Consider the following 12,437-nt stretch of genomic DNA (forward strand, 5'->3'; position numbering starts at 1 on the left):
GGAATATTTATTAAAAATGGATTCCCGAGCTTTCCTATATTCCCCCGCATCTACTTCATGAACCGTGGAAATTAGGTTTGATTGATCAGCAATTGTATGAATGTGAAATTGTTAAGGATTATCCATTTCCGATAATAGATATTGAAGAGACCCGAAAAAAGGCAAGTACCGCTATTTGGGGCATCAGAAAAAAGAAGAAATTAAAGTCCAGTAATTGAAATAGTAACAATTCTAATGCGAAAAGTAAAAAAAGAAAATCTGCCCACTAAAACTTGTCCCGTTTGTAATCGTCCTTTTTCATGGAGAAAGAAATGGGAAAAAGTGTGGGATGAAGTTAAATATTGCAGTGATAAATGCAGAATGAATAAACAATATGGGGGCATAAAACTTTAAGGCTGATTCTTGGCAACCAATTGAACTACAATCATTCCTCTAATCTTCATTATTTCTTCAACATTTCGGTAATTTAGTGCAAATCTTAATTTAAAATATACTGCCTGAAGTATTATGTATTTTGAATAACAATGATCTTTAATATTCATTTTTTAATCGGTTTAAAGTTCTAAATAAAAAAGTTATTCTCAGATGCGATAAAACCAAAAAAAACAACCCGAAGGTTGTTTTTTTTTAACTACTACAAGTTATTAGTTGTCTCTAAATGTGTTTTGAAAGAATTACGCACCACATATCTGAAACATTACCTAAAGTATGATTTTTATTAAATCTATAAAATTAATTATAATTGATTTCTATCCGTACTAATCTAAAAATAAGACTGTTTACTCATTAATTGTAACACCAAAATAATCAACCTCTTTAGCTATAATTTCCATTTTTTTTAGATCTGACAACTTACTAAATACTAGTTTCTCCATTTCGAAATCACGAAGTGTTTTTTCATCAACACGCGCTCCAATTTTTTTTACTAGTGCAACAGCGTCCGTATAGCATCCTACATTTGTATCTACAAACTGTAAATATAACAGAGCTGTCTTATACTCTTTTTGCGCCTCTGCAACCTGAGCATTTTGCACTAATTTTCGACAATTTTCTTCTTTAAAATCTAAAAATATTTTAGTCATAATTCCTTCTGCTTCTTTGAAACAAGTAACAGTTTCTGGAACATACCTCAGATAATCGAATGCTTTTGCATATTCTTTTCTGTCAACATTAACCTTTACAGTATTCAAAATAACGTTACAATTCTTTTGGTAAAAAGAAACAATATTCTGATTACTTTGATCAAAAAAAGTTATAATTTTAGGATCATTCCTGATTGACAATATAGCTTTAGAAATTGCACTACTTACATTATCTGCAGTTAACGTAAATACTTTAGTAAACTTATTATACACATAATCATTGTCTTTTCCTTGCGCAGTCAATCTTATTTCGAGTTTTACAACTTTTACAACCTGGACTTCACCAGCGACCTTTTCGCTGATAATAGTAATCGCTGGCACAACAACAAAAGGACTCTGATTTGAAAAAAGATTCTTTGATGGATAGGTGTCTTTTACAATCGCAATCAAATTCTCATATTGTTCTTCGCTTGCTATTTGATTCCCCTTTGGCTTGTCAAAAGTATAACTTGCCTTGTAATCCTTAGTTTGTCCAAATCCGTGAAATTGATAACACAAACAAAACAACAGCCCCATCAAAACTTTTTTATTTCTTTTAAATTTCATAAAAACCTATTTAATAGTGACATACATTTTTTGCCCATGTATATTTCTGGTAGCTTGTACACCTTTACTTCTAAGATACTTAATTACCTCCGTTGCAAATCGATTCAAATTATAAGGTTTATTTGTTTCCTGATCGTAGAGGGGTATTCTTACTTCGTCAAAAAGCATTTTATTCTCTAATATGCCACTTAGATTAGCTCTACCTTTATAAGCATTTTTTGCAATCCAATCTTCAATAAGCTCGTTTAGATATTCGCCAGATGCTATCGGGCTATCAAAATCGATCCCTACATTTTCATCTAAATTAAACTCTACCATACAGGCACGACCAATGTCACGTATTTCATCCGTTTTAACCATTAATGTATTTAGAAACTCTTCCTGAATACGTTCAAAAGCTTTCGTAATAAGTTTTTCATAATCATTGCTTGCAAACTTACTAGTACCTGTTTTATTAGAAAAACTTGCACCTGTATGTGTTTCAAATGCCGTAAGGTTCAGTACAGTATTCGTGCCACTTTCATCAGTAGTAATTTGTACATCGACTTGAACATAAAAATCGGCACCAGAAGTTGTTAATAAATCTGATTTAAAATTTGATTGTCTATCAGAAGTAAATGCAGCATTAGCTTGAGCTGCTCTAAGATTAGCCACAAAATCAACAGTAGACCACCCTCTTTGATCAAATGCCTCCTTTACTTTAGAAACTGCTGTTCTTATATGAGGATTATCATCCAATACAGTTCTTATATCTTCATTTTGTTTATTGTAAGGGACAACCATAATCTTTGCCGCTGCACGAGTAGATTCATCACTTTGCGTACCAGCAATTTGTGGTGCCTGCGCAAAAAAACAATTACTACAAAAGATCAAAACAAAAATAAATACAAAACGGTAATTAATGTAATTCTTTAAAATATGCATTAGAAACCTATTTTATTAATTATTTTATTGTTTTCAAACTCTTTACGTAACATATTGTAGTTAACAGTAAATACTGATACCGCACTAATGCATTTTTTGCTTCCTTTACAGTCATAAAAAGTACTGCTAGAATTCGTAACAAAGCGCTCATACCCTTTATTCCAGAACTCATCAAAGTAAGCTTTATGTTTATCCTCTACCGATTTTCCTTCACGAATCATTGGATTTTTAAAGTCTGTCCCCGTAAATCCAAAATAAAACAACTGTTGGAGTGCTTTTTTATGTGCTAGTTTAACTGCTACGGATTTTCCCTCATCTTTTCTGTTATTCTCTACTTCATCACCTTTTCCACTTAAAGTTACTGACCCTTGTGTCGGGTGCGCAACAACCTCAGAATCAGAATACGGGTTATAAACTTTTTTTGAACAACTACCTAATGCTAGGCCAATAACTGCTAATGCTAAGTAAATTTTTTTCATGGTTTTTAAATTTTATATGTAAATAATTATCGTGTTAATACTTTTAATATGCTCTCTGTCTCACGTGCCTTCTTATAATTTTTCTCTGTTGAAATGATAACCGCTTCCGAAAAGTTTGCATCATCAACTTTTACAACACATGCAAGAGCAATTTTTTGATTTCTCTGAATTGTTTTTCCTCCAACTAAAGTTTCTGTTACCTGCACAACATCTAACATCTGACCATTGTGCATCCCGATTTTACTACCGGCTGCAATGGAAAATTGTTTTTTATCCTTAAGATCCCAGCTCAGGATTTCCAAAGAAACTGGAAAATTGGTATTTGAAAACTTTACTACATTCTCTACCAAACGTTCCAATGCCAAGTTAAAAGCATCCTCTTTATGTTTCTGAATTGCTTTTAAGCGTTCTTCTTTTTGTTCTATTGCCTTAATTTCTTTTTTATCAGCATATCTTTGGCGAGATTCTACTACTATTTTTTCAGGCTCTTTAAACTCGCTATTTATGTTTTCTGTTGCTAAAATTTCTCCTGTAGAAACATCTAACACTTTAATTTGCAACTGTAATAATGATTCCCATCCATGACGATTTACCTCTGAATGCCTTAAACTCAATATATTTGTAGCTATTAAATAACTAGCTCCTTTACTAACCCCATCTTGAATACTCGCTTTACTGTCAATAAAAGATTCTGTTTTTTGTAATTTCTTTTCATTTTCTAATTCTACTAATTTCTCTCTATCAACTACCGAGAATTTCTTGGCTGCAACAAATGAATTAAGTACGTATTCTTGTACGAGTCTCGCATCTGAAGTAGAGATTGTAGTTTGATCATAGCTTATTGGAATAAATGCAATTCCAATTCGATCTTGCGCCTGAAGTAATACGCCAGAAAAAAATAAAACTAATAGAGATAGCTTTTTGTTCATAATAATTTTGATTTTGTAAAGTTTTTTTAAACATTTTTTATCCTTTTTTCAAGAAAAAAAAATCATTTTCACCTGTTTTTAAAGGCCTACAAAACTCTACAACTTCTACAACTTCTACAAAATACAACAAGGTAGTTAATGGGTAGTTTAAAGAGAACTACCCTACTACTCTATGGGTAGTGGTAGCGTTAAAACAATAACAAACAACACATTAATAAATTAAAATTTTAAAATGACAGAAAAAACAAATCAAAATTTAGAACATGCCTTTTTTAATTTTAAAACAACGAGTCAAAAAAAGTCAATAATTAACCTCTTACTCTTCGTAATATATTGTAGATACAAGCTTTTTTACCGAACCAGTCTCTTTGAATTAAGAATAAAAACAACCTATATTTGTAAAATACTATTTGAAAAAAAATACCTTGTTACGCACAGCCATCCTTATATTTATTTTTTTATCGTCTCAAATTAGCTTTGGAAATAACGATAAGTATACAAAACTCAATGCACAAATAAATGCTTTCAACGATAGTCACAATTACGAAAAATCTATCATTTACTTAGAAAAGATCATTACTAATCCAAAGTCGTCTCATTACGATCTTTATAATGCATATTTTCAAAAATACCAAACTTATAAAAGATTGTTTAATTATACTGAGGCATTAAACAATTTAGATTTAGCATTAAAAGCTGGACTTCTGAGCAATAAAAAAGAAGAAGTAGAAATACAAATTAAGATCGAAAAACTATTCATCCATTTTGATCTACTTGAATTTGATAAGGTTACACAAATTTTACCGACTATTTCGGAAGAGCAATTAAAACATATCAATCCGCAAACGAAAGCATTCTATTTATCGATATTGGGCACAATGGAGCTTCGTAAGAAAAACTTCAGACAAGGTGAAATATATTTAGATGAAGCCTTAGTGATATTATTGAAATCTGCTCCAAAACATCTTCCTCTTATTTATAAAAAAAAAATAGGGCTTTACAAGCATCTCAAACAATATAAAAAGGCACTAGAAAGCTTTGAGAAAGGATTGTATTATGCAAAAAAATACAAGATGGACATCTATGTTATTGCTATGTATAATGATATTTCTCATTTTTATAATGAAATAGGTGATACTAAAAATGCCGCGCTAGCTCAGCAAAAAATACTTAGTTTATCAACAAAATACGATGCAACCAATAGAAATGGAAAATTACATCTGTTAGAAAAAAAATTTCTACAAAAAAGCAAAGATCTCGATAACGAAAATCAAAATTACACACGTACAGTTCTTACGATATCTATCATTTCCCTTGTAATCATTTTACTTGTTTTATTCTTTCTTTTGAAATCTGCTAAACATAAACGTACAGTTGCAGAACTTAAAATTAATAATATCAGTAATGAATTAGAAAATGTAACAAAAGAGCTAAGTGAATCCGGACAGTCAAAAATAAACCTAGCCAACTATAACTTAACAGAAAGACAAAATCAAATTATTGCTTTGGTAAAACAAGGTAAAACAAATAAAGAAATTGGTGTAGAATTATTCATATCAGAAAACACTGTAAAGTACCATTTAAAGATTATTTATGAAGCTCTGAATATAACTAATCGTTCTAAGCTTTAGCAAAACTTCCGCCTGATTTATTTAAAAATAAATGAGTCACTACAACTTTAAAGACAGGTCGTCTTCATAACACTCCAAAATTAAAAGAACTACAATTTCTTCTTCCAAATATCCTATAGCAGCAAATTTATTAAATCAAGACTCTAAAGTAAATAATCAAAGTCAAGTGTGGGTTTCCGACATTACCTATATCTGGATTGAAAAAAGCAAAGATAAAACTTAGCCTTAGATACGACAGAAACTAATTTCCAGTCCTTCTTCTCTCTTCTTGATTGCCCGTTTGTCTTTGTTGTACTCTTATTTTACTGTTTCCAAATTTATAAGAAACAGAAAATTGGAGATTTCTACTGTCCAAATACATAACAGTCTTATTCAGTACATTATTAACTGTAGCATTTCGACGAGGTCCAGCTGTTTTAAAAATATCATTCACATTTAAAGAGATTTTCAAATTTTTATCCATTAGTAGGTATTGAAATCCAGAAGATAAATTACTTGTTGCCTTATTTTTATATATCCCATTTATTCCGGGGAAATCGTACCAATAATTTGCAAAAAAAGTAGCGTCTTTTTAGAATTTAAAGTAAACTGATTATCAACAGAAACCGAAGAATTGAATCCCTTCTGCTCCTGTGTGGTAATTGCAAGCCTTGATTTAGAAATAGAATAGTTAACATCTAATGAAAATGAACTTTCTAACCATTTAAATTTACTGAAAGAGTAGGTTTCATAAACACCATATCTTTGTGTGTCCAAATAATTTTCAGTACTCGATATAACTGTGTTTGTAGTTGGATCTGTTATTTCGATACCAGCAAATAAATTGTTTGAATAACTAAAATAAACCTTGCTTTGAATATCCTTAAATGTATAATTTAAATCAACATTATCTATAAAAGCAGGTTGCAACAGCGGATTGCCTCTCTGGCTTTGAAAAGGATTGCTGAAAAATATATTTGGATTTAATTGAGCAAAACCAGGTCTTGATATTCTTTTGCTATAATTTATGCTAAGTGAAGAATTATCATTTATTGTGTAAGCCAAGTAAAATGTTGGAAAAAGTTTTAAATAATTATTTTCTGTTGTTCCTGATTCTTCTGCAAATGCTTCAGTTTGCGTAGCTTCCATTCTTAATCCAAATTGTGATTCCCAGCTCTTATTTATTTTTTATTTAAAGACAGATAAGCTGACTGAATATTTTCAGTATAATCGAATTTGGAATAAGTCAAAGGAAAATCTGAAACTGGATTATCAACTACACCACTATTGAAGCTGTAAATGTCATTCTTAGATTTAGAACTGGAAATTTTTCCTCCATAGCTCCATTTGGCCCATGTCGTTGGATATTCAATATCTGCTTTTACAGATAAATTGGTAATATCCTGAATATTTGAATTTTCCCCTGCATAATATTCTTCAGAAGCAGGTTCAGGGTTTAGAGTAACAGATTTACCATCATAAACTCTGGAATCATTATTATTAAAATTAAAGTAATCTAAATTTAAAGTCAGCTTTCTTCCCAATGTGTCAAGTTTGAAATCATTGTAAAAATTATATGACTTAATATTTGGTTTTAATTTTGCATTAACTACTGACGCTAAGTAACTGTTAACGTTACCTGATGTGTAATCATTAATTGATGTGTATGGTTTGCTGTCAAAATTTCGTTTATTCTGTACATATAAAACTTGTGCACCCATAGTCCACCAAGGCTTGATTTTATAATTCACTCCTACATTTAAATTTAAGCTCTTAGCATTAATTTTAAAAGGATTACTCGAATACCACAAATTATCGGAAAAATAAGTCTCTTGATTATTTTTAAATGTATCAGTTGCATCTCTGTAATTAATAACTGAAGTGAAACTTAATTTATTCTTATTGTAATTAAAACTTCCCATAGTAGCTTGGCCAGCATACGTTTTTTGAATATAAGTAGATTGTACTAACGCATTCCACGAATTTTCTTTTGCTTTCTTCATAATGATATTAACTAATCCACTATTTCCTTCAGCTTCGTGTTTAGCAGGAGGGGTTGTAATAACTTCAATTTTTTGAATAGCATCTGAAGGTATTGTTTTTAAATAATTAATAAGATCATCTCCGGAAAGTTGTACAATTTTATCATCAACCAAAACGCCAAGCGTACTTTTTCCAATGATGCTTATAATCTCATTTTGAACTCGTACACCAGGTGTTACGCTAAGTGCTGTCAAGGCATTACCCCCTGAAGAACTAATTGAATTTTCTACATTAAATACTACCCTGTCAATTTTTCTTTCTATCAATTTTTTTCTTGCTCCTGCAACAAGAACAACAGATTCTAACTCAACAGTTTCACTTACAGCAATTTGTCCCAAATCCTTATCTGTAAGTAACTCAAAATTTTGAGAAGCAACTATTTTTGCATTTTGTCTTATCTGTAATGTGTAAAGACCTGGCTTAGCATCCAGTAAAAATTCTCCTTTTTCATTGGTGAGTTCACTTTTAACAAATAATGAATCTGTATTCATTAATAAAGCCTCAATAGATGCTATAGGAATGTTTTCTTTTGTAACAATTCTACCCCTTACCTTAATTTGTGCAAATAGAGCCGTGCTGAAAAGTAGTAACGAAATATTAAAAACTTGCTTCATTGTGTTGTATTAATTATTTTTTATTATAAGGTAAAAAACTGGTTCTATCACATCTATCAGAATCAAATATAAAAATTTAAGTGATTTTAAATAGACTACTAACTTACAAAAATGATTTAAACATAGATATCCCTAATTCTTTCTAAGCATAAGGACAACTTCAATACCGATTAGAGCTCTCTTTGCAGATTCAAATTTTTTAAATCCTTATCCGTTTTGTATGTACCATTTAATAAAATGATGATCCTGTTCTACAATGTTATTAAGATATTTACGCTGTCAGATTTTAATTTTTGAGATGAACTAAACCTAGCGCTGAATAGTAGTATGATCAACAGAAATTCCTCGCATTTTCATAATCACTTCAACATCCCGATAGCTTAATGTAAACCTAAGCTTAAAATATACTGTCTGCAATATAATAAACTTCGGGTAGCAATGACCTTTCGTATTCATCAATTTAAGAATTAAAAAAAGGCAAAAATAAAACTTAGCTTTAGATACGACAGAACCAACAAAAGTTATATTGTTTTTAGGAAAGAACATGCTATAAATCGGGTTTTGTTTTATAGTACAATTGCAAATCACGAGCTAAAACCATCTGATTTACAGTGTTATTTAATATCCAAATTTTCTTTTTTTAACAAAAATAATTCAGCTACTTTTGAAAAGCCTAAACTCATTTTTTTCATAAAATAATGTTTGGTAGCCATTTAACTAAACCGTAAAAAAAACAATGAAACGATTACTTTTATTATCTCTAATAATCTCTTTTTTATTTTCAAATACTTGTGTTGCACAAAAACAAAATCAGCCTCCAAATGAACAAATAGATACCGAGTTTTTTATACCCATTGAAAAATCAAATCTTTATACAAAAGTCGTTGGTAATCCTGATAAATCCATAATCATAACATTACACGGTGGGCCTGGGGCTTTTAATTTAGACCACGAATTTTACAGAGATGTATTTGAAAAAGATTATTTAATGGTCTATTTTGACCAAAGAGGAAGTGGTAAATCAGATGAATGGAAAGATAAAACGATGCTCACAACTGAACAATTTGTAAAAGATTTAGACCTTGTGGTAGATTACATAAAAAATAAATATCCAAATAAAAAAATAAACCTTTTAGGCTCATCTTGGGGTGGAACACTTGGTTTTTTATATTTAATAAAACATCAAGAAAAAATCAATTCATTTATTAGTAATTCAGGTACTGCAAATATCCAAAATAATAGCTTTGCTTTAATTGATCATGAAAAAAAACTAGCAAATAAGCTTATCAAAGAAACAAATGATCCGAGCAAAATAAACAGATATAAAGAAATTCTTGAAAAGTTAGATGTTATAGAAAAAAGCGGATTTAAAAACTTCTTTGCTGATATGGATACAATAAGATACCAATTCCCAAAAGACCTTGGTTTTAATGTTTATTGGGCACAACCTGAAAAGAAAGCAAAAATTGATGAGCTACTGAAAAATCCAGATTTTTATACCAGAAACAAATACACTCCCGAACTTTTAGAAAAATCGATGGTAAGATTTGAATACATAAATGAAGTATTTCATAGCCAAGAAGCATACAATAATCTCAATATTTTAAATGAAATTGCTATTATTAAAACCCCTATCTTAATCATTCAAGGAGAATTCGACTATGCGATCGGTATTGAATCTGGTAGAATGATTTATAAATCTCTTAAAAATGTCCCTAAAAAACATAAAGAATTAGTCTATATAAAGAACGCTTCACACAACGTACCAGCCGAAGCTCCGGAAGAGTTATACAAGTCATTTACAACTTTTTTTAAAAAGTATAATTAAAAAAACTACTATGGCTTCGTTACTCTTAAAAGGCAAAATGAAGCCTTAGTTGATTGGAACCTGTTATAAATTTATTACAATTCTGAAGCTTCTATTTTATCAAACACAAGTCTTTATTCATCATTTAATGTAACTTCCAACCCCTTTAAAAATCCAATAATAAATTTTACTTTTTTATTTTATACGCTAAAACTAAGCAGAACACTATTTTAAGTTAGTACATCTATTCATTCACCTTAAAAAATCGTTTCTTACAAAAAACATTTGTATCTTAGTGGCATACAACCAAATGAGTTTGATACTATCCTAGATTTAGTATAAAACTGAATAGTATAAATTACTGCAACTTCACAAAACTAAAAAGTGTTCTAGGCATTATTAAGTAATCCTATTTAATAAATTAAAACTGACGAATAAAATGACAAAAACATCACTCCTTATTCTATCCTTGATACTATTAATTAGTTGTGGAAAAAAAGAAAATAAAAATTTAAGCGAACAAAAAACTTCTGAATCTCAACTCTATTATAATGGGCACATTATAACTATGGAAACCGACGAAGCTAATTATGCTGAAGCAATAGTGGAACAAAATGGAAAAATTGTCTTTGTTGGTGATCTTAAAGAGGCCAAAAAATTATTTCCAGAAAGCACCAAAGTAGATTTGGATGGTAAAACTTTGTTACCAGGATTTATAGATCCACACAGCCATTTTGGGATGGTTTCAAATACTATGGGACAAGTTGATTTAAATCCTCCTCCAGTTGGCACAATTTCGAGTATTCCTAAGATGCTAGAAGCATTAAAAAAATATAAATCAGACAACAAAATAAAAGATGGTGACTGGGTATTTGGATGGGGATATGACGAAAGTCAATTAACTGAAAAACGTCACCCAAACAAAACGGAGTTAGACGCTGTTTTTCCTAAAAACCCTGTTTATTTACAACATACTAGCGGACATATGGGAGTTGCAAATTCTTTAGGTCTAAAAGAAATGAATGTAACTAAGGATACCCCAAACCCTGCAGGAGGAAATATAGGTCGAATGTCAAACTCAAAGGAACCAAACGGATTAGTACAAGAAACTGCAATGTATCCTTTTGTGGGTAATATGCTTAAGATTCTTAGCACTAAACAAGCAGAGTATTTTGATAAGACTCAAAATTATTACGCAGAAAATGGACTTACAACTGCGCAAGATGGAATGACAGATCGCAATACAATTCAATTTTTCAAAAAACAAGCTGCTAGCGGTAAATTAAAAATTGATTTAATTTCATTGGCTGGGTACGCCGATTTAGATAAAAATGTAGCTGATTCTTCTATTCATTTTAAACAGTATAAGAATAAATTTAAAGTACAAGGAACGAAAATTGTAGCAGATGGTTCTCCACAGGGTAAAACAGCCTATTTTACAAAACCATTTTTAACTCCTGTTCCTGACTGTGCACATGATTGCAGGGGGCTTCCTAGCCTGACGCAAGATGCATTGAACAAAATCTTCAAAACAGCGTACGCTAACGACAATCAAATTTTTATACATTGTAATGGCGATGCTACTATTGATATGCTTATTAAAGCACACGAATATGCTTGTAAGGAGCTTTCTCAGCCATTAGATAAAGACCGAAGAACTATTGCTATTCATTCTCAATTTGTTCGTCCTGACCAATTAGAGATCTATAAAAAATATAAAATCGAACCTTCATTTTTTACTAATCATGCCTATTTTTGGGGAGATGTACACGTAGAAAATTTAGGAAGAGACAGAGCATTTTTCTTAAGTCCGATAGCCACTGCAGCAAAAATGGGATTAAAATATACAAATCATTCCGACGCTACTGTAACCCCTATCAACCCTTTATTTACAGTATGGACAGCGGTAAATCGTACTTCAAGAACAGGAAAAGTGATTGGTGAAGCCGAAAGAGCAACTCCTTATCAGGCTTTAAAAGCCATTACTATAAATGCTGCTTACGAGTATTTTGATGAAAATTTAAAAGGCTCACTTAAAAAAGGAAAACTAGCAGATTTTGTAATTTTAGATAAAAATCCGCTTACAATAAATCCGACTGAATTAAAAGACATCAAAGTATTAGAAACCATCAAAGAAGGAAAAACTATATTCAAAAAATAATCTGTTATAACTTTAAATATTATTGATACTTCATGATCAATTTAAGCTAAAGTAAACACTAGAAATTTTAAAACAAAAAGCCTTTAAAAATTAGATTTTTAAAGGCTTTTAATATTTTATAAAAAATGATTATCAATACATATTGATAGCTAAATTACTCTATTGTTTTATATTTAGAGTTT

The 12,437-nt window shown here is 30.5% G+C and carries 11 protein-coding genes and 2 pseudogenes; 6 read left to right on the forward strand and 7 right to left on the reverse strand.

What is annotated here, in order from left to right; genetic code table 11:
• Nucleotides 1-38: 38 nt before the first annotated feature.
• On the forward strand, nucleotides 39-218 hold the full coding sequence (locus tag EAG11_RS22170) for an FAD-binding domain-containing protein (RefSeq protein WP_305775268.1): 180 nt from the start codon (nucleotides 39-41) through the stop codon (nucleotides 216-218).
• A gap of 16 nt (nucleotides 219-234) precedes the next feature.
• Nucleotides 235-393 (forward strand): DUF2256 domain-containing protein, encoded by a 159-nt coding sequence (locus EAG11_RS08480; protein ID WP_129538805.1) that lies wholly within the window; start codon nucleotides 235-237, stop codon nucleotides 391-393.
• Here EAG11_RS08480 and EAG11_RS21660 read toward each other — a convergent pair.
• The 5 genes from EAG11_RS21660 to EAG11_RS08500 all read right to left on the reverse strand — a co-directional run bounded on the left by EAG11_RS21660 (nucleotide 390) and on the right by EAG11_RS08500 (nucleotide 4,020).
• Nucleotides 390-542 (reverse strand): hypothetical protein, encoded by a 153-nt coding sequence (locus tag EAG11_RS21660; RefSeq protein WP_164998676.1) that lies wholly within the window; start codon nucleotides 540-542, stop codon nucleotides 390-392. The two genes, EAG11_RS08480 and EAG11_RS21660, sit on opposite strands and share 4 nt — an antisense overlap.
• A 237-nt stretch (nucleotides 543-779) precedes the next feature.
• Nucleotides 780-1,688, reverse strand: coding sequence for a hypothetical protein (locus tag EAG11_RS08485; RefSeq protein ID WP_129538806.1), 909 nt, complete (start codon nucleotides 1,686-1,688; stop codon nucleotides 780-782).
• 6 nt (nucleotides 1,689-1,694) lie between these two features.
• Nucleotides 1,695-2,612, reverse strand: a complete 918-nt coding sequence (locus tag EAG11_RS08490; RefSeq protein WP_129538807.1) for a DUF6175 family protein — start codon at nucleotides 2,610-2,612, stop codon at nucleotides 1,695-1,697.
• The gene (locus EAG11_RS08495) at nucleotides 2,612-3,091 is read right to left on the reverse strand and encodes a hypothetical protein (protein WP_129538808.1); all 480 of its coding nucleotides are present in this window, start codon (nucleotides 3,089-3,091) and stop codon (nucleotides 2,612-2,614) included. Before EAG11_RS08495 ends, EAG11_RS08490 begins: the two co-directional genes overlap by 1 nt.
• Before the next feature lie 26 nt (nucleotides 3,092-3,117).
• On the reverse strand, nucleotides 3,118-4,020 hold the full coding sequence (locus EAG11_RS08500) for a CsgG/HfaB family protein (protein ID WP_129538809.1): 903 nt from the start codon (nucleotides 4,018-4,020) through the stop codon (nucleotides 3,118-3,120).
• 410 nt (nucleotides 4,021-4,430) lie between these two features.
• Here EAG11_RS08500 and EAG11_RS08505 point away from each other — a divergent pair, with 410 nt between their 5' ends.
• Together EAG11_RS08505 and EAG11_RS22175 are read left to right on the forward strand one after the other, a co-directional pair.
• A complete protein-coding gene (locus EAG11_RS08505) occupies nucleotides 4,431-5,651 on the forward strand; it encodes a helix-turn-helix transcriptional regulator (RefSeq protein ID WP_129538810.1) in 1,221 nt (406 codons plus the stop codon).
• 76 nt (nucleotides 5,652-5,727) lie between these two features.
• Nucleotides 5,728-5,844, forward strand: a pseudogene (locus EAG11_RS22175) (IS3 family transposase); the annotation flags it as partial.
• 48 nt (nucleotides 5,845-5,892) lie between these two features.
• On the opposite strand, the gene EAG11_RS22775 reads toward EAG11_RS22175, so the two are convergent.
• Both EAG11_RS22775 and EAG11_RS22780 read right to left on the reverse strand, forming a co-directional pair.
• On the reverse strand, nucleotides 5,893-6,177 hold the full coding sequence (locus tag EAG11_RS22775) for an outer membrane beta-barrel protein (RefSeq protein ID WP_129541059.1): 285 nt from the start codon (nucleotides 6,175-6,177) through the stop codon (nucleotides 5,893-5,895).
• A pseudogene (locus EAG11_RS22780) lies at nucleotides 6,174-8,287 on the reverse strand (TonB-dependent receptor domain-containing protein). The gene EAG11_RS22775 and the pseudogene EAG11_RS22780 overlap by 4 nt, the downstream one beginning before the upstream one ends.
• 736 nt (nucleotides 8,288-9,023) lie before the next feature.
• On the opposite strand from EAG11_RS22780, the gene EAG11_RS08530 reads away from it, so the two are divergent.
• A complete protein-coding gene (locus tag EAG11_RS08530) occupies nucleotides 9,024-10,115 on the forward strand; it encodes an alpha/beta hydrolase (RefSeq protein WP_129538813.1) in 1,092 nt (363 codons plus the stop codon).
• Nucleotides 10,116-10,533: 418 nt separating this feature from the next.
• Nucleotides 10,534-12,255, forward strand: a complete 1,722-nt coding sequence (locus EAG11_RS08535) for an amidohydrolase (protein ID WP_129538814.1) — start codon at nucleotides 10,534-10,536, stop codon at nucleotides 12,253-12,255.
• The last annotated feature ends 182 nt before the right edge of the window (nucleotides 12,256-12,437 follow it).

The sequence above is a fragment of the Flavobacterium sp. 140616W15 genome, assembly GCF_003668995.1.
Taxonomy (GTDB): domain Bacteria; phylum Bacteroidota; class Bacteroidia; order Flavobacteriales; family Flavobacteriaceae; genus Flavobacterium.